This window comes from Paraburkholderia lebeckiae, from assembly GCF_050436325.1.
GTDB lineage: Bacteria > Pseudomonadota > Gammaproteobacteria > Burkholderiales > Burkholderiaceae > Paraburkholderia > Paraburkholderia tuberum.
Genome location: NZ_JBNDLZ010000002.1, coordinates 1397498 through 1419203, shown reverse-complemented (window position 1 = coordinate 1419203; position 21706 = coordinate 1397498). Strand labels below are relative to the sequence as shown.

General features: G+C 66.7%; 21 protein-coding genes. 9 read left to right on the top strand and 12 right to left on the bottom strand.

Translation table 11 applies throughout. The annotated features are described in order from the left end of the window. Positions 1 to 27: 27 nt before the first annotated feature. Both fba and rpe read left to right on the top strand, forming a co-directional pair. Positions 28 to 1065: a class II fructose-bisphosphate aldolase gene (fba, locus tag OKW44_RS09710; protein ID WP_018424598.1), complete on the top strand. Its 1038-nt coding sequence runs from the start codon at positions 28 to 30 to the stop codon at positions 1063 to 1065. Positions 1066 to 1087: 22 nt separating this feature from the next. After that, positions 1088 to 1795, top strand: a complete 708-nt coding sequence (rpe, locus tag OKW44_RS09705; protein WP_018424599.1) for a ribulose-phosphate 3-epimerase — start codon at positions 1088 to 1090, stop codon at positions 1793 to 1795. A gap of 13 nt (positions 1796 to 1808) precedes the next feature. Here the strand turns inward: rpe and OKW44_RS09700 are convergent, their stop codons facing one another. From OKW44_RS09700 to OKW44_RS09690, 3 genes are read right to left on the bottom strand one after another with little or no spacing between them, the layout of a single operon-like run. Then, positions 1809 to 3191, bottom strand: coding sequence for a DUF6513 domain-containing protein (locus OKW44_RS09700; protein ID WP_018424600.1), 1383 nt, complete (start codon positions 3189 to 3191; stop codon positions 1809 to 1811). Further along, positions 3170 to 3799 carry a flavoprotein gene (locus OKW44_RS09695; RefSeq protein ID WP_018424601.1) on the bottom strand — a complete coding sequence of 210 codons (630 nt, stop codon included), beginning with the start codon at positions 3797 to 3799 and terminating at the stop codon, positions 3170 to 3172. Before OKW44_RS09695 ends, OKW44_RS09700 begins: the two co-directional genes overlap by 22 nt. Then, the gene (locus OKW44_RS09690; RefSeq protein ID WP_018424602.1) at positions 3796 to 5859 is read right to left on the bottom strand and encodes a sigma-54-dependent Fis family transcriptional regulator; all 2064 of its coding nucleotides are present in this window, start codon (positions 5857 to 5859) and stop codon (positions 3796 to 3798) included. Before OKW44_RS09690 ends, OKW44_RS09695 begins: the two co-directional genes overlap by 4 nt. Before the next feature lie 388 nt (positions 5860 to 6247). On the opposite strand from OKW44_RS09690, the gene OKW44_RS09685 reads away from it, so the two are divergent. Beyond that, positions 6248 to 6754: a dihydroneopterin aldolase gene (locus OKW44_RS09685; protein ID WP_018424603.1), complete on the top strand. Its 507-nt coding sequence runs from the start codon at positions 6248 to 6250 to the stop codon at positions 6752 to 6754. Between the two features lie 92 nt (positions 6755 to 6846). Here the strand turns inward: OKW44_RS09685 and OKW44_RS09680 are convergent, their stop codons facing one another. The 9 genes from OKW44_RS09680 to OKW44_RS09640 all read right to left on the bottom strand — a co-directional run bounded on the left by OKW44_RS09680 (position 6847) and on the right by OKW44_RS09640 (position 14903). Next, complete coding sequence (locus OKW44_RS09680) at positions 6847 to 7224, bottom strand: hypothetical protein (protein ID WP_018424604.1); 378 nt, start codon at positions 7222 to 7224, stop codon at positions 6847 to 6849. A gap of 137 nt (positions 7225 to 7361) precedes the next feature. Beyond that, entirely contained in the window at positions 7362 to 7871 is a 510-nt protein-coding gene (gene fae, locus OKW44_RS09675; protein ID WP_018424605.1) for a formaldehyde-activating enzyme, read from the bottom strand. Positions 7872 to 8055: 184 nt separating this feature from the next. Then, positions 8056 to 8958 carry a triphosphoribosyl-dephospho-CoA synthase gene (locus tag OKW44_RS09670; RefSeq protein ID WP_018424606.1) on the bottom strand — a complete coding sequence of 301 codons (903 nt, stop codon included), beginning with the start codon at positions 8956 to 8958 and terminating at the stop codon, positions 8056 to 8058. A gap of 5 nt (positions 8959 to 8963) precedes the next feature. Beyond that, entirely contained in the window at positions 8964 to 9935 is a 972-nt protein-coding gene (locus tag OKW44_RS09665; RefSeq protein WP_018424607.1) for an ATP-grasp domain-containing protein, read from the bottom strand. After that, positions 9932 to 10972, bottom strand: a complete 1041-nt coding sequence (gene mch, locus OKW44_RS09660) for a methenyltetrahydromethanopterin cyclohydrolase (protein ID WP_239499256.1) — start codon at positions 10970 to 10972, stop codon at positions 9932 to 9934. The genes OKW44_RS09665 and mch overlap by 4 nt, the downstream gene beginning before the upstream one ends. After that, positions 10935 to 12164 carry an ATP-grasp domain-containing protein gene (locus OKW44_RS09655; RefSeq protein ID WP_018424609.1) on the bottom strand — a complete coding sequence of 410 codons (1230 nt, stop codon included), beginning with the start codon at positions 12162 to 12164 and terminating at the stop codon, positions 10935 to 10937. The genes mch and OKW44_RS09655 overlap by 38 nt, the downstream gene beginning before the upstream one ends. An 11-nt stretch (positions 12165 to 12175) precedes the next feature. Beyond that, positions 12176 to 13102, bottom strand: coding sequence for an NAD(P)-dependent methylenetetrahydromethanopterin dehydrogenase (locus OKW44_RS09650; RefSeq protein ID WP_018424610.1), 927 nt, complete (start codon positions 13100 to 13102; stop codon positions 12176 to 12178). Between the two features lie 103 nt (positions 13103 to 13205). Further along, entirely contained in the window at positions 13206 to 14231 is a 1026-nt protein-coding gene (locus OKW44_RS09645; protein ID WP_018424611.1) for a beta-ribofuranosylaminobenzene 5'-phosphate synthase family protein, read from the bottom strand. 273 nt (positions 14232 to 14504) lie between these two features. Then, positions 14505 to 14903, bottom strand: a complete 399-nt coding sequence (locus OKW44_RS09640; protein WP_018424612.1) for a 4a-hydroxytetrahydrobiopterin dehydratase — start codon at positions 14901 to 14903, stop codon at positions 14505 to 14507. A 418-nt stretch (positions 14904 to 15321) separates the two neighbouring features. On the opposite strand from OKW44_RS09640, the gene OKW44_RS09635 reads away from it, so the two are divergent. From OKW44_RS09635 to OKW44_RS09610, 6 genes are all read left to right on the top strand, one after another. After that, positions 15322 to 17139, top strand: a complete 1818-nt coding sequence (locus OKW44_RS09635; protein ID WP_018424613.1) for a methanol/ethanol family PQQ-dependent dehydrogenase — start codon at positions 15322 to 15324, stop codon at positions 17137 to 17139. A 164-nt stretch (positions 17140 to 17303) separates the two neighbouring features. Next, on the top strand, positions 17304 to 17723 hold the full coding sequence (locus tag OKW44_RS09630) for a c-type cytochrome (protein ID WP_018424614.1): 420 nt from the start codon (positions 17304 to 17306) through the stop codon (positions 17721 to 17723). A 31-nt stretch (positions 17724 to 17754) separates the two neighbouring features. Then, entirely contained in the window at positions 17755 to 18666 is a 912-nt protein-coding gene (locus OKW44_RS09625; RefSeq protein ID WP_026226551.1) for a substrate-binding domain-containing protein, read from the top strand. Beyond that, positions 18663 to 19433: a hypothetical protein gene (locus tag OKW44_RS09620; RefSeq protein WP_018424616.1), complete on the top strand. Its 771-nt coding sequence runs from the start codon at positions 18663 to 18665 to the stop codon at positions 19431 to 19433. The genes OKW44_RS09625 and OKW44_RS09620 overlap by 4 nt, the downstream gene beginning before the upstream one ends. A 5-nt stretch (positions 19434 to 19438) precedes the next feature. Further along, on the top strand, positions 19439 to 20443 hold the full coding sequence (locus OKW44_RS09615; RefSeq protein ID WP_018424617.1) for a LysR family transcriptional regulator: 1005 nt from the start codon (positions 19439 to 19441) through the stop codon (positions 20441 to 20443). Between the two features lie 233 nt (positions 20444 to 20676). After that, the gene (locus tag OKW44_RS09610; RefSeq protein ID WP_018424618.1) at positions 20677 to 21699 is read left to right on the top strand and encodes an AAA family ATPase; all 1023 of its coding nucleotides are present in this window, start codon (positions 20677 to 20679) and stop codon (positions 21697 to 21699) included. Positions 21700 to 21706: the final 7 nt, after the last annotated feature.

Below are 21706 nucleotides of genomic sequence, written 5' to 3'. Positions count from 1 at the left end.
ATTTCATTTCATATCGAGGAGCACGCAATGGCCTTCATCACCCTGCGGCAACTGCTGGATCACGCGGCCGAACATGACTACGGCGTGCCCGCGTTCAACGTCAACAACATGGAGCAGATTCACGCGATCATGCGCGCGGCCGAGGCCACCGATAGCCCGGTGATCCTGCAGGCGTCGGCCGGTGCGCGCAAGTACGCCGGCGAGCCGTATCTGCGCCATCTGGTGCTCGCCGCGCTCGAAGCGCACCCGGACATTCCGCTCGTGCTGCATCAGGATCACGGCGCGAGCCCCGCGGTGTGTCAGCAGGCGATCCGCTCGGGCTTCACGTCGGTGATGATGGACGGCTCGCTGCTGCCGGATCAGAAAACCCCGGCCGCATACGACTACAACGTCGACGTGAGCCGGCGCGTGGTGGACGCCGCGCATGCGGTCGGTGTGTCGGTGGAAGGCGAACTGGGCTGTCTCGGTTCGCTCGAAACCGGCACGGCAGGCGAAGAGGACGGCGTCGGCGCACAAGGCAAGCTCACACGCGAGCACCTGCTGACCGATCCGGATGAAGCGCGGCGCTTCGTCGACACGACCGGCGTCGATGCGCTCGCGATCGCGATCGGCACGTCGCACGGCGCGTACAAGTTCAGCCGCGAGCCGACCGGCGACATCCTCGCGATCGACCGGATCGCCGATATCCATGCGCGCATTCCGAACACGCATCTGGTGATGCACGGTTCGTCGTCGGTGCCGCAGGAATGGCTCGCGGTGATCCGCGAATATGGCGGCGAGATTCCGACCACCTACGGCGTGCCCGTCGACGAAATCCGCCGCGGCATCGCGCACGGCGTTCGCAAGGTCAACATCGACACCGACATCCGTCTCGCGATGAGCGGCGCGATGCGCAAGTCGCTTGCCCATGCCCGCGCGGAGTTCGATCCGCGCGCGGCATTGAAGGCCGCCACCGCCGCGGCGAGCGCGATCTGCGTCGAGCGATTCGAGGCGTTCGGCTGCGCGGGGCAGGCGGCGCGCATCAAGCCGCTGCCGCTCGATACGATGGCGAGCCGCTACCACTAACGCCACTGCCACGGAGAACGCAATGCGCGAATTCCTGATTGCTCCGTCGCTGCTGTCGGCGGATTTTGCCCGGCTCGCCGACGAGATTCGCGACGTGACGGCGGCTGGCGCGGACTGGGTTCATCTGGACGTGATGGACAACCACTACGTGCCGAACCTGACGGTCGGCCCACTCGTGTGCTCGGCGATCCGGCCGTACACGACGCTGCCGTTCGACGTGCATCTGATGACCGCGCCCGTCGATCCGCTGGTGTCGGCGTTTGCCGAGGCCGGCGCGAACCTGATCAGTTTTCATCCGGAGGCGACGCTGCACGTGCATCGGACCATCGACCTGATCCGCTCGCACGGTGCGCGCGCGGGGCTGGCGCTGAATCCGGCCACGCCGCTCGCGGCGCTCGATCACGTGCTGGAGATGCTCGACGTCGTGCTGGTGATGTCGGTGAATCCGGGCTTCGGCGGCCAGGCATTCATCGCCGAAACGCTCGACAAGCTGCGGCTGCTGCGCGAGCGCGTCGACACGACGATGCAGCGCACCGGGCGGCCCTTGCTGATCGAAGTGGACGGCGGCGTGAAGGCCTCGAACATCGCGCGTATCGCCACGGCGGGCGCGGACGTGTTCGTTGCCGGGTCGGCCGTGTTCGGTGCGGGCGATCGCGCGCAGGCGATCCGCGGCATGCGCGGCGAACTGGCTACTGTCGACGAACACGCGGGGGTGGCCGCCATGCAGTGATGGCGCTGCTGTTTCAGCGCTTTTTCATCGTCTCGCCAGGCGCGCACCATGCGCTGAGATCTTCTTCAGGCCGGTCGACCGCGCAGCCCCAGTCGAGCGGCTGGTCCTGATCGAAGCGCTTGCCGAGCCGCCATGCAATCTCGGCGCGCGCAAGCTGCACGCCCATATAGAACGCGTGACCGCCGTCTGTTTCGAGGTTCAACTGCGGGTACAGCGCGAACGGATCGTCGCCGCGACGATGGCCGTCGCGGTTGTACACGTGAATGCCGTCGGCGCTGATCTGCACGCGGAAATTCGGGTCACGCACGCCGCGCGCGAATTCGTCGATTTCTTCGGTGCTGTAAGGAAACGGCCGTTTCGCGTGGACCGTCGCGAGTTCGGTGCTGATGCCCTTCGGCAGCACCTGCGCATCGCGCGCGGCATGCATCACGCGGCGCGCGACATCGGCTTCGCGCAACGCGCGCCGCGCATGCTGGCTCACCGACGTCGCCAGCACCGCGCCAACGCGCAATTCAGCCGCCATGCCGAGCAGCACCGCGTTGATGCCGCTCGTGTCGGCCTCGGTCAGTTCGGTCACGTTGCCGATGCCCATCATGATCGCGATGTCGGGATAGCGCTCGCGCAAACGCACATAGCGCGCAATCGACGCGGCCAGCCCGAACGGAATCGGATCGAGAATCGGATCGGCGAGAAACGCGCGGCCGCGCGCGGACAGCGCGTCGATCGCGGCGTCGAGCGAAGCGGGGTCGGCCGGTTCGCGCGCGACGAGGATCGGCGTCGACGGTACTTCGTCGGCGATCCATAGCGTGTCGAGGTTCAGGCTCATCAGATAGTCGGCGCCCGCGCGACCGCCGCGCAGCAGTTCGTCGTTGCGCATCGAATCGACGCTGACGCGATAGCCTTCGGCCTTCAGCCGCCGGACCGCGTCTTCGAGATGCGGAAACGGCGTGTCCGGCAGACAGCCGATGTCGATCACGTCCGCGCCTTGGGCCGCATACTCGCGCGCCCTTGCCGCGATGCCGTCGAGGTCGAGGCGCGGCGCATCGACGATCTCCGCGAAAATCTCCGTGTCGTAGCGGCTCAGATCGAACGGCTTCGCCTTGCGGCCGAAAAACTGCGGCAAGTCCTTGACCTCCTCGGGACCGCGTTCGAACGGCACGCCGTAGTGCGCGCTCAGCGCGTCGAGATCGCCACGGCAGCGGCCCGGCACGATCACGCGCTGCGCGGCGAGCGGCGCGCTCACGCGGCGCTGGATCAGGTCGGCGGTCATCAACCCGGCCACTTGCAGGCCGATTTCGCGCACCTCCCAACTGAACGGCGTTGGCGCCATGCCGTCGAGCACGCGCCGCAGGCTCGGTTCGGCAAGCCGGCCGGTCAGGAAGAGGAGGTGGTCCATGCGAGGTCGAGGGTCGCGAGGCGTTGGGTGAGCGCCGCTTCGAGTTCGTCGAGCGAGCGCGCGAGCGTCGTGTATTCGAAGCGCGCCAGACGCTCGACGTTGTCGAGTTCGATCGCCCGTGGCCGCAGTTCGACCCATTCGTCCGGGCTATGCGTGATCACGCTCGGTTCGGTGTCGCACGCAAAGACGATGCCGGGGATGCATTGCTTGCCGGCCTGCGCGTACATATTGGTCGGCAGCGTATCCGAGATGCCGTAAGCACATTTGGCGACCGTGTTGCTGGTGGCGGGTGCGATCACGACCGTGTGATAGACGCCGTGATACAGCATGCCGACCGGCACGCCGCTCGCGCTGTTGTCGCGCAGTACGCGAAAGTGTTCGCGCAGCTTGTCGAGCGACCAGCCATAGAGCGGCAGCACTTCCTCGGCCGCCGCGGACAGAAACAGATCGACGAGGGGCAAGCGCCGGGCGAGCGCGATCGATTCTTCCAGCATATGACCGGAGCCGGTCACGCACCACGCGAAGTGCGCATCCGGCTTGAAGTCCGCGAGATCGCGGGCGCCCTTGCGAGCAGTCTCGCTGGGGGACCTGAGGGACGACCCCGTCATGCGTCGAGATCGAACGGCATGCCGTCGGCCGGCGAGCCTTCATGCGACAGCCGGATGTGCAGCCGGCGCATCTTGCGATACAGCGTATTGCGGCTGATGCCGAGCGCCTTCGCGACGTTGCTGACGTTCCAGCGGTGCTCGTCGAGCAGCGACAGCACCGTTTCGCGCTCGTTCAGCTGGATCGCGTTCAGCGAAGAAATGTCCGCTTCGTCGGCGAGATGCCCGTCCATGTCCGCGTTCGAGAGGCGCAGCGCGATCGGCAGGTCGACCGCCGACGTGCGTTGCGTGACCTCGGGCGGCAGATGCTCGCAGCGGATCGGCTCGCCGTCGGACAGCGCGATGGCCATCTGCAACACGTGACGCAGCTGACGGATGTTGCCGGGCCACGCGTAGGTCAGCAGCGCGTGTTCGGCTTCCGGCGTCAGATCGGGCGGATCGTCGGTTTCATTCGCGAGCAGATGATGGATCAGCGGCAGCTTGTCGACGCGCTCGCGCAGCGCCGGCAGATTCAGCTCGACGCCCTTGAGCCGGTAGTACAGATCCTCGCGGAATTGCCCGCTTTGCACGAGTTCGAGCAGATTGCGGTGGCTCGCGCTGATCAGCTGGAAATTGACCTTGACGGTGGTCTCGGCGCCGAGCGGCGTGACCTCGTGTTCCTCGATCACGCGCAGCAGGCGTGCCTGCAACACGAGCGGCATGTCGCCGATCTCGTCGAGAAACAGCGTGCCGCCGTTGGCTTGCACGATCTTGCCGCGCCGTCCTTCGCGCTGCGCGCCGGTAAATGCGCCCGCGCGATAGCCGAACAGCTCGCTCTCGATCAGGTTCTCCGGCAGCGACGCGCAGTTGACCGGCACGAACAGACCGGCGGCGTGCGGGCTGATGCTATGCAACGCCTGCGCGAAGACTTCCTTGCCGGTGCCGGTCTGGCCGCGCAGCACGATCGGAATCTTGCGCTGGATCACGCGCGCGGCCAACTGGATCTGCGAGGCCATGCGCGGGTCGCCGAATTCGAGGTGCGCGATCTCGTCGAGCTTCGGCTCCGGCCGATGTTTGTCGTGCTTCTCGTGTTTTTCGGCGGCGTTGGCGCGCATGGCGGAGTCGGGGACGAGCACGCGCGTCACGCGCCCCGCGGCGTTCTGCGGCGTCTGCGCGACGAGGAAAAAGCGGTTCGTCGCGTTCGCGCTGTAGACGGTGACCGGATGGAACGAGCCGCGAATGCTGCGCGCGATCATGTCTTCGAGCGACGCGTTGAATGCTTCCTCGATGCGCCGGCCGCGCAGCTCGCTCAGCGAGCGGAAGCCCAGCTGGAACAGCGCGCTGCGATTCGCCGCGAGCACGGTGCTGTCGTCGCCGACCGCGAGCTTGCCGCCGTGCAGCGTGCCGACGAATTCCGGGCGGCTGTGGAAATGGATCATGTTGGCGTGCCGGTAACGCGCATCGAGCAGACGGTTTTCGATCATCTGCCGCGACATGCCGACCAGCACCAGCGAGTGCTGCTGCAGCAGCTTCGAGCGGCTCGTGACGTCGAGCACGCCGGCGATTTCGCCGCCATCGTCGAAGATCGGCGCAGCCGAGCACGTCAGCGACGTATAGCGCGGATAGAAGTGCTCGTTCTGACAGACGGCAATGCAGTCGCGCTCCGCGAGACAGGTGCCCATGCCGTTGGTGCCGGCTTCGCGTTCGCTCCACAGCGCGCCGACGCGAAAGCCGTCGACGGCGACCGCCTCGGCGAACGGCACGGACGACACCTGATGCACGATCACGCCGCCAGAATCGACGAGCACGACCGCGAGCTCGGGATCGGCCAGTTGCTGGTAGAGCGTCGTCATCTCGAGCTTCGAACACGCGATCAGATCGCCGAGCGCCTCACGGCGCGCGCTGAGTTCGTACTCGGTGAGCACCGGCGGCGGCACGAAACGCGCGGGGTCCAACTGGAATTCGTTGATGCAGCGCGTCCACGACTGAGCTACGGGTTCGCTTGTCGGGCGCGTGGTCAACTGATGGTTAACCACGTTCAGAACTTCCCGGACGTGCGTACTGCTGTCAGCGAGCAACGACATGGGATTTGTCTCCGTTGCGTCATTTCGGAAGCGTGACTGCTTCGCACGCCGCGAATGCCGCTTTATCAAGCCTGCCTGCCCTTGGTGCGGCGGAATCTCGGTTCGCCTGCGCCCTCGCGACCGGCCCTACTACGAGGCGGGTGTTTAAAACTGTACGCCCGATGCAGGATTGGTTCAACAGAAAGTCACACTGGGTTTACCTCACTGTGCCCGGAATTTGCTTTTCTCGATGAGCGACGCGTTAAACGGGTTGCAGATTGCATGCCTGTCGCAGCTTCGGCACAGAGTGTGCCGCGCGTCGTTCAGTTCTACTGTTCTACTGTTGCATCGTTTCGCTCGTCATCACTGGCTGTTCAATCCTGGGCCGCGCCGCGGCGGAGATCAAATCATGGATCGTTTCGATACTGTTCGCCTTGCCGCATTTTCCAGCCTCGGCGCCGATCCCGGCTCGCAGGTCGGCGCGTTGCCCGAGCGCCTCGACATCGTATTCATCGAGAACTTCATCGGCCAGACGGTCATCGGTATCGATAGCAGCGAGTTGCATGTTGCGCAACCGGTGCGTGTGAACCTGGCTATCGGCGTGCCAGCGATCCGCGCCTGCGCGACGGACCGGATCGAAGATACGGTCAACTACGCGGCCGTGCGCGGGGCGCTGCTCGAGCTGTTCGCGTCGCATCGCGTGAGGCTGCTGGAGGCGCTTGCCGAGACGATCGCGCAACTGCTGATCGCCGACTTCGGCGCGCACTGGGTGCGCGTGTCGCTCGCGAAGCCGGCCAAGTTCGCCGACCTCGCGGCTGTCGGCGTGCAGATCGAGCGGCGTCGCGGCGATGGCTCCGCGGCGGCCGTGGGTCTCGCGCGGTACGCGTCGCTGGGCGAGGGGCTGGTGCCGAATTGAGGGGCGCGCCGAGCGGGGGGCGCCTAGCCGGGGGCGCCGAGCGGGGGGCGCCGAGCCGGGCGCGCAGAACGCCCGGCGCTTTCAGGCCGTGGTCATTTAGCCACGGTCGACGTTTTCTGCGGACCGAGTCCGCACGCCTGATATGCGCTGGTTTGCAGCGCGCGGAAGCGCTTGGTTTGCGCCTTGGCGTGGTCGACGCGGAATTCCGCGCCGCCTTCGCCGCCTAGCGTCGCGTACTTCGAGAAGGTCGACTGGTCGACGAATTCGTCGTACGGCAACGACGCGGCCATCTTGTCGATCACGCACGAGCACTTGTAGACGTTCGCGAAATCGTGGCCGTTATCGTCCATGCAGCTGAGCACGTATTCGACGCGACCCTCGGTCGGATAGTTGTAGCCGCCCGCCCACGCGAGCGGCGCGGCGAGCACGAGCGAGGTAAAGGCGAGAAGCGCGCGACATCTGTTGGTCATTGAATGCCTCTGCGAGAGCATTGAACCTGCTTCGCGAACCGCTGCGCGAGATGCGTGCCTTGCGGCCGCGAGGCGACGGGATGCGCGAGGAGGCGGCGCCGGCAACGGCGCCGCGTCTCCTGCGCTTGCATGAGCCGTCAGTTCGGCGCGAACGGATGCGCTACGCTGCCCTTCTTCGCCACCACTTCAGCCGCGCTCGGGTCGCCGGTGACCGCGCGCTTGATCGCCTCGCGCGTCGCCTGATAGTTGAACTGCTGAATCTTCTTGTCGTCCTCGGCCTGCCAGTGGATGAAGACGCCGACGCAAAGGAACAGATCGTCGGCCTCTTCCTGCGGGATCGTGCCGTCCTCGACGCTGTCGGCCACCGCGAGCGCGACCGCGTGCTGCGCCGGGCCGAACATCTGCACGGCCTGCTTGGCGCCTTTGATCGTCACCTTGTTGAACAGGATCGTATTGGGCTTCGTGATGAGATTGGGCGCGACGACGGCGAGCAGCGACGTGAAGCCGTCCTTGTTGTTGGTGAGGGCGTGGCAGAACGCGGTTTCCGCAGCCGAACCTCGCGGTCCGATCAGCAAGTCGATGTGCGCGACCTCGTTGCCGTCGCCGACGAGCGACTCACCGATCATGACGCGGTTGATCTTGGCCATTCTGTTCCTCCAAAAGAGTAGGTATGGACCTGCTGACGAGGCGCCGCCCGCGATCGTCCAGATCAGCATCGCGAGAGCGGTGCGGGAATGCACGGCGGTACTAACTAACAGGTTCCGTGCCAGTTGTGGCAAAGGGCCTGCTGACGCGCCTGTTCGGGTCGTGTTCAGTCCAGACGATTCAGGGTTAACCGCGCCCTTCGACACAGCGCGCAAGAAAAAGCGTGGCCACCGCGAGGTCAGCGCTGGTGCCGGGATTGATCGCGCGAGCCTTCAATTCGGCGTCCCAAGCATCGAGTTGCGGATCGCTTGCCGGGCGGGGCGCGGCGGATCGCGTTTGGCGCCAGCGCGCGTGCTGTTCGCGTGCCACGAGCGTGACACTCTGCGCCAGCGCGAGGCCGTGCTTGCGCACAATGTGAGAGTCGGGCCAGCCGCCGAGGAACGTGAGAAACACGTTGAGCATCGCGATTTCGCCTGGATCGGCGGGCGCGGGTTCGGGCGTCGGTATCGAGGCTTCGAAGTAGGCGGCGAGGCCGGTGTCGAACAGGTCGGCGAAACCGTTCGCGTACTGCCGCGCGATGCTGTCGCGTTCGCGGGCGAGCCGCATCGCGTCGCACAGGCCGATCGTCGGCGGTGCGTGGACCGATTGCTCGGGCGCGTCGCCGAGGCCGCCGGGATTGGCGAGCGCGATCGCGCGGTAAGCAAGCCGAGCGTCTTCGACGTCGAGCCGGCTCAGCACGTCGCCGACGGCCGCGCGCCACGCTTGCGCCGACACCGGCGGTTCGCCGGTTTCGTCGAGGGCCGCGGCGAGCGGCGCGACCAGCAGCACGATGCCGAGATTCGTATTGCAGCCGACAGCCGCGCGCGTGCGCGTGACCGCGTCGAGAATGCGCTGTCCGACGCGCTCGCCGCGCGCGAATAGCGCATCGAGCGAAGCGTCCGCGCTGGCGAGGAACTGGGCCGCGTGCATGCCGTGGCCGGGGCTTTGGGTGCTGACGTTGCCGGGTTTCGGCGTGGTGACGTCGAGCGCGCAGGCTTCGAGGAAGGCCGCGCGCGCGTGCTCGACGGGAATCGCATGAGTGTCGGGCATCGCGCTCAAGCCCGGCGCTGCGGCGACTGCTCAGGCAACCCCGCGCTAGCGGCTTGCCCGGCCAGCCTGCGATCGAGCAGATCGTCGACGAGCGCCGCCGCGACATCGAGCGGCACGACCGACTGCAAACCGCGCCACGCGGCCACGCCGTTGACTTCGAGCACGAGGGGCAGCGCGGCGTCGTCGGCATTCGGGGTCAGGTCCACGCCCGCGTAGTCGAGCCCGAGCGCGGCGGTTGCGCGCACTGCCGTCTGTGCGAGCGGGACCGTGAGCTCGGCGGGCTCGCAGCGCGCGCCTTGCGCGACGTTGTGAATCCAGCCCTTGCCGCCGCTGCGCCGCATCGCCGCGACCGCCTTGCCGCCGATCACGAGCACGCGCCAGTCGAAACCCGGCCGGTCGCTTGCAACGAAGCGCTGCAGATAAGCGACGTGCCGATAACGGGCGAGCGACGGAAGCGGCGCGAGCAGCCCGCCGCGCGCGCCGAGCCGTTTGAGCCCGTGGCCTTGCGAGCCGAACAGCGGCTTGAGCACGACCTGACGGCCGGCGGCCGCTTCGCGCATCAGTACGCGTTGCGCGAACGCGGCGGATTCGCCGGCCCAGGTGGCCGGTGTCGGCACGCCCGCGCGATGCAGCAGGAAGCTCGTCATCGACTTGTCGACGCTGCGCTCGATCGCGCGCGCGTCGTTGTACACCGGCACGCCCGATTCACGCAGCGCGTGCAGGATGCCGAGCCGCAGCGTCACCTGCTCGAAGCTGCCACCGGCGATGCCGCGTACGAACACCGCGTCCGGCAGCGTGCGGCCGAAGCCCGGAATCGCGAGGCCGTGCGGCAGCCACGTGGTGTCGATGCGGCAATCCGCGAGATCGACGCAACGCGCTTCGGCGCCGCGCGCGCGGAACGCCTTTTTCAGCCGGCCGGTGTGCCAGCCGGTTTCGTCGGTCATGATCGCGACGCGCACGCCTGATGTGATCGTCATCGCGCGACGGACTCGCCGCCCCACTGTTTGCGCAGCAGGCCGCCGTCGAGCCGGCCGCCATGATAGGTCGCGCCGCTTTCGAGGCTGCTGACCCACACCTCGGCGGGCGCGAACAGCGCGGGATCGATCTGATAGAAGTCGAAGTTGACGGCCGTGAAGACGTCCGCGAACGGCCGGCCGTAGTCGCGCGAATTGGCGGAGGGGAGGGTGTCGGAGAGACGTTGCGCGATCTCGTCGTGCTGGACGGTCAGATGCACGCGGCCGCCGTACAGGATCGCGTCGTTGGTGCGGCCCATCGCCTGAATGCCGTCGGGCGCGGGCGGAGGCAGCGGCGCCGAGCCCGTCCCCGCGACGATCTCATCGAGCGGCACGCCGAGCACGTGCACCTTGTGCAGCGCAACTTCGACCACGCGGGCGACGACCTGTACCGTTCCCGCGACAGAGTGTGTCGGCGTGACGATCAGCGTCAGGCGGTCGGGCGCGAGGCCGCAATCGTGCAGCACCTTGTCGATCACGACTTGCGGCGGCAGGCGGTCCACTTCGAGCACCAGCGCGCCGCGCTCGTGGCGGTCGCGATAGCCGAGTTCGTCGAATAGCGGCTCCTTGACCGCGAGCGCGCGCGCGGGCCCCGAGCCGAGCGAAAAGAATTTCTTGCCGCCGGTCTGCTCCCTGGTCGCCAACAGGCTCCAGCCCGCGTACTGGCTGCCCAGACAGGCGAGCACCGGCGACGATGTGCTGACCTCGAGCATCGTCGGCCACAGCGGCGCGGCGTCGAAGTTCGCGCGTACCGCGACGCGGCCGAGACCGCCCATGCAGATGCGCGCGATCAGCACGCCGGCGTCGAGGCCGCCGCGCGCGTCGACGCCGGCGTCCGCGATCACGGTGCCATCGCGCGTGCGCGTCAGTGCGACGCCGAGCTGTGCCGCTTGATCGACGAGCCGTGCTACGAGGCGCTCTGAAAGCGCGTTCACGCTCGGCAACGCGGCGGGCGGGGAAGTCTCAGCTGTGGGCGTGGAGGCAGGCATAGTCGGGTTCATCGCAGGTTTCGATTCGTTGGACGACGCGTTCGTGCTGCGCGTCGAGCGCGGTGAACACCGCGTCCACCGATGCCGCTCGCACGTGCAGCGTGCAGACCGGCTGCCCTGCGTCGATGCAGGTGCCCGGCATCGGTACGTCGCGGCACTGCGGATCGCGCACGCAGGTGTCCGAGAACGCGGCCGGGACGCTGAACGGCCGCTGCGCGAACAGCACGCGCTGACCGGCACGCCAACGCGGCGCGCGGGCGAGCGCGAGGCTCGCGGCCGACGGCGCGCGGCCGTGGCCGTGGCGGCACGCGTCGAGGTGGCAGGCGAGCAGGCCGGCCGGCCATGCATCGGGCGACGCGGTTTCGTAGAGCGCCATCGTCGACGAAGGGCGCGGGTTGATTTCGAGTACGTCGAACGAGGTGCCGTCCGACAGGAAGTCGCAGCTGTTGATGCCGACGAGGCCGGTGTTTGCGCACAGCGCGTCGAGCGCTTGCTGCGCGTGCGCGACGAGCGCTGGAGGCAAGTCGATCGGCCCGATCGAGCCCGCATGCACGAAGCGCAGATCGCCGATCGCGCAGGTGAATTGCTCGGCGAAACCGATCAGATGCGCGCTGCCGTGCGCGCCGATGAAAAGCACCGACAGCGAGCGGCCTCGGCCAATGCGCTGGAAGTAGCCGTGCGCGGAGTCGGTCGTCAAATGGAACGAGTCGGCCGCCTCGATATGCGTACCGCCACAACCATCCGCCTGCTTGAACAGCCAGCCCTCGGCCGTCGCGGGCCGCTCGAACGACACAGCCGGATGCGCAATCCGCAACGCGTCGAGCAGCGCGAAAAAACGCCGCGGTTCGCGGACGGCCGCGATCGCCTCGGCATCGTTGCCGAGAAAGCGCGGCAAGCCGGATTCGCGGCACAACTGAGACATCAAAGGTTCGAGCCCGCTGCCGCCGATCCAGCCAAGCAAACCCGGCAAGCGCGCGACACGCGCAAGCGCATCGACGAGCCGCGCCCGGTCGATCCCGAACGCGCCATCACCACGTCCGATGTCGAACCATAGCTCGGCGGCCTCGCGCGTGTCGCGGTCGCCGAAGATATCGAGCGCGGCGACATGCAGGCCGGCGCGCGCCGCGGACTGCGCGAGCAAGCGCGCGGACTGCCCGACGACAGCGACGAACGGCACATGCATGAGCGGCCGGTGCGATTTCATAATGACCGCGCTCAGCCGAGACCGGCCGCGACCGCGCGGGCCTCGTCGTAGGCTTCCGGGAAGCCCAGGTAGACCGGCTTACCACCCGTGCGCATGCGCATGAAGAGGCCATGCTCGACCTGATACTTGACGTTGCCGATCGCCAGCGCGCCGATGCCGACTGCGCCCGCGTTCGGCACGCCGTCGATCGGCTTGCCGTCGTTCATGACGTTCACGCCGGCGATGCCTTCGGGCGGCACCGCGTTGACGTCGGCGGCGACGAGCAGGCGCTTCGCATGCGCGAGGTCGTCCCTGCCGACCACCTGCGCGCCCGCGACGGCGGTGGCGAGCACGATTTCCGCGTCGGCGAGTGCGCCGCGCAATTCGTCGGGGGTCGTGGCGCTGATGCCGTTCGTGAAGATGCCGAAGCGCTCGTTGACTTCGGCCGAGGCCCCGAGCGCGCGATTGCGGTCGTGGTGGCTCGCGATCGTCACGTCGGCGCCGCGCGACGCGGCGATCGCCGCCGCGATGCGCCCGACCGCGCCCGTTCCGCCGAGAATCAGCACGCGCTTGCCGCCCAGCTCCACGCCGTGCTGTTTGCCCAGATGCCGCTCGACCAGCGCGACGAGCGCGGCGGCGGTCGTGTACGAACCGCTCGGATCGGCGAACACCGAGACCTCGAACGGCGGGACCATCGCGCGGCGCGCGGTGTCGAGCATGTCGGCGGCCTGCATGACGTCCCGTCCGCCGATGAAGATGCCGGTGCGCGACACCCCTTTCGGGCCGCGCGAGAAGATCGCGTCCTGCGTCAGATTCGCGACCATGCCCGCTTCGACGTTGCAATACGGCACGATGACCTGATAGCCGGCGTCGGCGGCCATGTTGACGTCGAACGGACTCATCTGCGGCGTGGCCGTGAACATGTGCAGGACGTAGGGCCTTTCAATGGTTTCTGACATGGCAGGGGCTCGTTTTAGTGGCAATCTCGGGGACGGCGCAAGGCAAGGCCGCGCCGCGCGTGGCAGCGTCTTACGTAGGCGGCGGCCTGAGCGGTGCAGCGCATCATGCGGCGTCGATGTGCGGCGCGCGCGCCTCGGCGCCGCTGATCGCCGCGCCGCTGTTACGGCCCGCGACGACGCTGCATTCGATATGCGGCAGCGCGCTCGCGACGGCGCGCGCGGTCGCGAGCGCGCGGTCGGCCTCGCGCGCGCTCGCGAGCACCGCGAAGCCAGTCGGGCCCCACGAGGTCTGGCCGATGCCCGCGGTGCGTTCGGCGGCGACCGCGCGCAGTACGCGCTCGACGTCAGGGCTCGCGAACACGCCGCCTTGCGCGCTCGCGAAATATTCGCCGATGGTCTGCTGCAGCTCGGTGAGGCCGTGCGCGAACGGCGCGAAGTTATGTTCGGCGGCGCCGGGCAGGATCTGCATCAGCACCAGATGGCACAGATGCGCGGCGAGCCGCCGCGGAAACGGCGCGAGCGATGCGAGCGCGCTGCGTTCCTTGGTACCGTGCAAGCCCTCGCGGCTGTTGTCGCTGACGAGCAGCACGCGCCACGGCTGCGGAAACGGCTGGCGCGACAGCAGCGGCGGCATGCTCTGGCGCAGATCGCCGGGCGGGCCGCCATCGAGCAGCAGGCCGCCGCACTCGAAGCCGAGTATGCCGATGCCGGAGCGGGCGCCGCGCCCGAGCAGACTGGCGAGCTCGGCGCTCGTCGCCGGCTGGCCGACGAGGCGCGCGAACGCGGTGCCGACCGCCAGCGCCAGCTGCGTGCCCGAGCCGAGGCCGGTGTGCGCGCGCGGCGCCTCCAGCACGTCGATCGCGAGTGTCGCCGGTCCATAGGCGGCCTGCAGCCGCGCGAGACTCAGCGCGATGCGCTCGCGCTCGGCCTCGCTGACCACGCCGCCGATCTGCTCGCGTTCGGCGAGCCGAGCTTCGATCCGCGTGCCGTGCGTATCGATGACGAGCCCCAGGCTGCCGAACGCACGCCCGAGCGACGCGTTCGGATCGAGAAAGCCCAGATGCAGCCGCGCGGGCGCATCGATCGTGATGGGGGCGCGTGGCGGCAGGCGCCGGAGTTGAAGCGGCATCTCGAGTGTCCTCAGGTGTCCTTGCGGGTGCGCAAGACCGGGTTCGGCCGCGGGGCGTCCGCAACGCGTCGCGGGTTCCAGCGATAGTGCGCCCGGCGACGTCAAGCGAAAGCCGTACCAGGCACGCGGAACGGCCGCCGCCGCGGGTTCGGCCCACTGGAACCTCTAAACGGGCACGCCGCGCCCCACGCGGTTTCGCCGCCGCATGGACGCTGTGTGACGCCGAAGGCGCACTGTGTCACGCGCTGTTTCATCCGGAGACAGGAACGCGTGTCAACTGCCTTGCGCGGGTTTGGGCGCGTCGTACTTGATATAGCGGAAGCGCTGATCGTCGGCGGGCGTGCCTTCGAGCGGGCCGTCCTCGAGGCCGGGCTGCCAGTGGACCACCGATTCGATCTTCGTCGCGAGCGCGAAGTCCTTGTCGGTGATGCCCTTGGCGGTGTGCGTCTTCAGCTTCACGGTCACGAATGCGTACGAGACCGTCAGATCGGGGTGGTGCCAGGCGGCTTCCGCGAGGTGGCCGACGGTGTTGACCACCATCAGCGTTCCCTTCCAGCCCTCGGTGCGGTATTTGCGCCGCAGCCAGCCATCTTCCAGATACCAGTGCTGCAGCGGACCGACGAGGCGCTGCTGGATCTCTTCGTCGGTATAGACGTGCTCGGTGTTTGCCATGGCTGTTGCTCCTCGAATGCGCGAATCGATCGCCGAACGAAGCATCGTTGCAAGTGACAGGCCCATGCCGCGGCGTGTGATTCGCAAAGGACACGATTCGTATCACGCAAGTGACACAGTATGTGCCGCATCGCGTGACGCAGGCCCTTCAGCTTACCGCCATGCAAGCATCGGCGTGCAACGCCCGAGTGCCGCGACACCTCGCGCGTGCCGAGTCGCTGGGCCAGCGCAGCCAATAGCGGCAAACGTTGCCGCTATTCCGGCATGGAATATGCGTCGGCCGTTCATGCGCCGCGAAGCCCGACATCGAATCGGGATAGCGCGTTAATCGTTACCTGCACTCGAGAAGGCGCGCACGATGCGATGAGGTAGCGTGGGTCATTCGTGAGTTGAACAGCAGGACAATTCTGGAGGAGACATGAACTTACGCACTGTAGTTCTTGGGCTCGCGATCCTCGCATCCGCAGCCTTTGGCTCTCTGGCTGCGCAGGCCGATTCGCAGCTCGACGGGCTGATGAAAAACCCAGCCAACTGGGCGACCCAGGCGGGCGATTATGCGAATCACCGCTACAGCCCGCTCAAGCAGATCAACGAGAACAACGTCGGCAAACTTCAGGTCGCATGGACCATGTCGACCGGCGTGCTACGCGGCCATGAAGGCGCGCCGCTCGTGATCGGCGACACGATGTATATCCACTCCCCGTTTCCGAACAAGGTTATTGCGGTCAACCTGAAGGATCAGACGTTCCTCTGGCAGTATCTGCCGAAGCAGGATGAACAGGTCGTCTCCGTGATGTGCTGCGACACCGTCAATCGCGGTCTCGCATATGGCGACGGCAAGATCTTCCTGCAGCAGGCCGACACCAAGCTCGTCGCGCTGAACGCGAAGACGGGCGACGTGGTGTGGACCGCGCAGAACGGCAATCCGAAAGCCGGTGAAACCAACACCAACGCGCCGCACGTATTCGGCGACAAGGTGCTGACCGGCATCTCGGGCGGCGAGTTCGGCGTGCGTGGACGTCTGATCGCGTACGACATCAAGACCGGCAAACCGGCCTGGACCGCGTACAGCACGGGCCCCGACAACGACATGCTGCTCGACCCGCAAAAGACGATGACGTACTCGAACGGCCAGATGGTGCCGGTGGGCGCGGATTCGTCGATCAAGTCGTGGAAGGGGGACCAGTGGAAGCTGGGCGGCGGCACCACGTGGGGCTGGTATGCGTGGGATCCGAAACTCAACCTTGTCTACTACGGTACCGGCAATCCGGGCACATGGAACCCGACGCAACGTCCGGGCGACAACAAATGGTCGATGTCGATCTTCGCGCGCGACCTGAATACCGGCATGGCCAAATGGGTCTACCAGATGACGCCGCACGACGAATGGGACTATGACGGCGTCAACGAAATGATCCTGTCCGATCTGACGATCAACGGCAAGCAGGTGCCCGCGATCGTGCACTTCGACCGGAACGGCTTCGGCTATACGCTCAATCGCGTAACCGGACAGCTGCTGGTCGCGCAGAAGTACGACCCGGCGGTGAACTGGGCCGAACGTGTCGACCTGCAAAGCGGCCTGCCGATTCGCAACGCGGCGTACTCGACGCAGGCGGCCGGGTCCGATCACAACGTGAAGGGCATCTGCCCGGCGGCACTCGGTTCGAAGGACCAGCAACCGGCGGCATACGATCCGAACTCGCACCTGTTCCTCGTGCCGACCAATCACGTCTGTATGGACTACGAGCCGTTCGATGTCGACTACGTGTCGGGACAGCCGTATGTCGGCGCCACGCTGTCGATGTATCCGGGCCCGAACGAGGGCAACGCGATGGGCAATTTCATCGCGTGGGATGCGAGCAAGGGCAAGATCGTCTACTCGAAGCCGGAGAGGTTCTCGGTGTGGTCGGGTGTGCTGGCGACCGCGGGCGGCATCGCGTTCTACGGCACGCTGGAAGGCTACCTGAAGGCGGTGCGCATCAAGGACGGCAAGGAATTGTGGCGCTTCAAGACGCCGTCGGGAATCATCGGCAACGTCTTCACGTATGAGTATCAGGGCAAGCAGTACGTCGGCGTGTACTCGGGCATCGGCGGCTGGGCCGGCATCGGCATGGCGGCGGGTCTGGAAAAGTCGACTGAAGGTCTGGGCGCGGTCGGCGGCTATCGCGAGCTCGCCAAGTACACCGCGCTGGGCGGCACGCTGTTCGTGTTCGCGATTCCGAGCGAAAAGAGCTGAACCAACGGCTGAAATGAAGGGCTGAACGAGCGGGGCGGCCTTGACCGGCATGGCCGCCCCGCCAGCCTGGCAACAGCAGTGAATCACCCCCGACCGTGCCCGTTTGGTGGATGCGTTGATCAAGCGCATCGGGGCGCGGCTTATCTGAAGATGGAGACATGTGCATGAAAGGCCGATCTATCCTGTTGCTCACCGTATTGCCTGCAGCGCTCGTCGGGCTGCCCGTCGGATACGCGCAGAACAATCCTTCGATTGCGCAGGTCGCGTACAAGGTGGTCGACGGCACCAAGGTGGACAGTAATACGCTGCTTGGCTGGAAGACGTGGCGCGCGCTCGCTTGCGAACGCTGCCACGGCGCGCAGCAGCAGGGCATGGTCGGGCCGTCGCTGATCGACGCGTTCAAGACGCTGGACAAGACCGAGTTTCATCGCACGGTGTTCGGCGGCCGGGTGGACAAGGGCATGCCCGATTTCAGCACGAGCCAGATGATGCAGAAGAACTGGGAAAACCTCTACGCGTACCTGAAAGGGCGCTCCGATGGACAGATCAAGCCGGGCGATCTGAAGGCCATCGACGCCAAATAACGCCGTGCCGTCATTCTTCCGGAGGCTCACGATGCGTGATAAGAGAAGCATGTCCGTGCATGTCAGCGTGATCGCGGCCGCGTTGTGTGGCGCGGCGCTCGCGAGCGCCGCGGTCCGGGCGGACGGCCCCGCGCTGCCGAACAACGACGGCGCGGACGGCGTGCTCAGGGTGTGCGCGGACCCGAACAACATGCCGTTGTCGAACGACAAGGGCGAGGGCTACGAGAACCGCATCGCGGCCCAGATGGCGAGCGACTTCGGCTACAAGCTCGAATACACGTTCTTTCCGCAGCGCATGGGCTTCGTGCGCCATACGCTGCGCGAGAAGGAGGACGGCAGCGAGCGCTTTCGCTGCGACCTGATCATCGGCGTGCCGAAGGGCTATGACATGACGTCGACGACGCAGCCGTATCTGCGCTCGACCTACGCAATGGTGCTGCCGAACCGCCCCGAGTTCGCGAGCATCAAGACGCCCGACGACCTGCTGAAGCTGCCGCCCGATCAACTGCACAAGCTGCGTTTCGGCATCTTTTCGCAAACTCCCGCGGTGGACTGGCTGCTCGGCCACAACCTGATCGACCAGGCGGTGTCGTACCAGGTGCAAAGCGGCGATCCGGCCGTGTACCCGGGCCAGATGATCGAACACGACCTGCGCGCAGGCAACGTCGACGTGGTGTTTCTGTGGGGGCCGATCGCCGGCTACTTCGCGAAGCGCGCCGGTGATTCGGTCAGACTCGTGCCGTTCCCGCCGGGGCCCGGCATCCGCTTCGACTACACGATTTCGATGGGTGTGCGCTACGGCGAGAAGGACTGGAAGGACAAGGTGGATCGATGGATCGGCGCGAATCACGACAAGATCGACAGCATCCTCGCGACCTACCAGGTGCCGATGCTCAAACCGGTCGACGCGCCGGCGGGCAAGCCCGGCGACGCATCGCAATGACGCGCGCGCGCGGCGCCTGGCTGCGCGCGGCACGCGCCGCGCTGATTGGGACGCTGTGCGTGCTGTGCCTCGCGCCGGCCGCCGCGCGCGCGGCGAGCCCGGCGTCGGCGCCGGGCGGCGACGAGATCACGCCAGCCGAGCGGCTGATTTTTCTGACCGATCATCTGCACGGCGTCGCCGCGCAGACCGAACTCGACTACGCGCTGATCGATTCCGGGCAGCCGTCGCGCAGCGCCGATGTCGTCAAGGTGCTGGTGCTGAGCGAGAACAACGCGAAAGGCGACGCACAGGTGTCCGACCATAGCGGCAGCGTGAACCTGCCGATCGGCGGTCTGCAGTGCAATCCGGCAATCATTTATTTTCTCGAACACGACATCGCTGAGATGCAGGGTCTCACCGGCGGGCAGCGCCGCTATTTCCAGCAGCGTCTGCGTCTCGCGCTCGCCGCGGGGCCGCAGATCGAGAGCGTGCCGAGCGAGTTCGGCGGCAAGCCGGTCAGCGCGCGGCGCATCGTCGTGCAGCCTTATCTGAACGATCCGAACGCGGCGCGCTTCGCGCAATACACGGGCAAACGCTACACGTTCCTGCTCGCTGACGGCGTGCCGGGCCAGGTCGTGCAGATCCGCACCGACGTGCCGGGTCCCAACAACGACTTTGCGCATCCGGCGCATACGGAGTCGTTGAGCTTTCAGTCCGCACTGAACAAGTTGCCTTCGGGCAAGGCGCCGGCGAAACCGTCGTCGAATGCGCCGCGAGCGAGTCGCTGAATCAAATGCAGAACGCGAGTTTCGCGACGAACCGGTTCAAGCTGAATTTCGTTCGCACGCTGACCCTGCGGCAGTTGCAGATTTTCGTCGTCGCGAGCCGCTATACGAGTTTCGCGCGCGCGGCCGAGGAGCTGCATCTGACGCAGCCGGCGGTGTCGATGCAGATTCATCAGCTCGAAGAGGCGGTCGGCCTGCGGCTGTTCGAGCGCGTCGCACGCAAGCTCACGCTGACCGAAGCGGGCGAGGTGCTGACCCATCACGCGAGCCGCATTCTCGGCGAAATCAAGGACACCGAAGACGCGATGATGTCGCTGAAGCAGGCCGACAGCGGCTCGATCAACGTGGGCATCGTCAGTTCGGCGACCTACTTCGCGCCGAAACTGCTGGCGATGTACTCGCATCTATACCCGAAGGTCGACGTGCACTTCTCGGTCGGCAATCGCGACGCGTTGCTGCGTCTGTTGCAGGACAACGCGATCGATCTCGCGATCATGGGCCGCCCGCCGCCCGAACTCGATACGACGGCCGAGCCGCTCGCGAGTCATCCTCAGGTGGTGATCGCGCCGCTCGATCATCCGCTGTGCGGCGCGCGCCGCTTCGATCTGCAGGAGTTGCGCCGCGACACCTTCCTGCTGCGCGAGCCGGGCTCGGGTACGCGCATGGCCGCCGAGGCGATGTTCCGGCAGCATCTGTTCACACCCGCGAAAACCGTCACGCTCGGCAGCAACGAAACGATCAAGCAGGCGGTGATGGCAGGCATGGGCGTGAGTCTGATCTCGCTGCATACGTTGCAGCTGGAGTTGCGCACCGGCGAGATCGCGCTGCTCGACGTGAACGGCACGCCGATCGAACGCACGTGGCAGGTCGTGCATCTGCGCACGAAGCAGCTTTCGCCGACCAGCGTGATGTTCCGGCAGTTTCTGCTCGAGCATGCGGCGGTGCATCTGGAGCAGGAATATGCGCAGTTTGCAGGGGTGTTTGCGAAACCGCCGGTCGGCGCGCAGCGGTAGCGTTATGCGCGGGTTGCGCGACTGCGCCCGTCGGCTTGCTGGTGAACATGGCACAGTCTGTACCCGGCTGTCGTGACAGGCTGCCAACTTTTCGCATTCGATTTAACTCCTGGGTCCCGTGCGCGCGATCGGCATAAACCGTGCTTGAACGGAAGGCTGGCGAGCCTGGAAGCGCGTCGACCTTCGGGCGTCGTGCAAATAAACGCCAGCCACCACGGAAGGGGATCGCAGCGATGGTTTCTGGCGAGCAGCTTCAGGACTGGCGTTCTCACGCCCAGCGGATCGAAAACGAAGTCGCGAGAGTCGTCGTCGGTCAGCAGCAAACGCTGAGGCTCATCAACGTCGCGTTGTTCGCACGCGGCCACGTGCTGCTCGAAGGCGGCGTCGGGGTCGGCAAGACGACCGTGTTGCGGGCGTTCGCGCGCGTGGTTGGCGGCGATTTCGAGCGCGTCGAAGGCACGATCGATCTGATGCCGGGCGACCTCGTTTACCACACCTATGTTGATGCCGACGGCAAGCCGCGCATCGAGCCGGGCCCCCTGCTGCGCCACGGCGAGCAGCTGACCACCTTCTTCTTCAACGAGATCAATCGCGCGCGTCCGCAGGTGCAATCGCTGCTGTTGCGCGCGATGGCCGAACGTTCCGTGTGGGCGTTCGACCGCGAGCACCGCTTTCCGCACATGACCGTATACGCCGACCGCAACAAGGTCGAGAAGGAAGAGACCTTCGAGCTCGCGTCGGCGGCGCGCGACCGCTTCCTGTTCGAGCTGAACATGCCGACGCCGACCGACGAGGACGCGCGGCGCAGCCTCGTCTTCGACACGAGGTTCCATGACGTCGACGGCCTGCTCGCGCAGCTGACTCCGTCGATCGTGCCGTGGGAGCAGTTGAACCGGATCGGCGCGGCGATCCAGCAGGGCGTGCAGGCGAGCGAGACGATCGAGCGCTACGTGCACGACATCTGGCAGGCGACGGAAACGCCGGCGCGCTTCGGCATCGCGCTCGACGGCGTCGACATGGAGCAGCTGATTCTCGCGGGCGCAAGTCCGCGCGGCATGAGCGCGCTGCTGCGGGCCGCGCGCGTGGTCGCGTGGCTCGCGGGACGCACGCATCTGCTTCCGGAGGACATTCACGAAGTGCTGCTGCCGGCGCTGGGGCATCGCGTGTTCTTCACGCCGATCTACGAGCTGCGCCGCCAGGAGCTGGCCGAGGCGCTGATCGCGCGGATCGTCGCGAACGTCGCCGTGCCTCGCTGACCGCCGG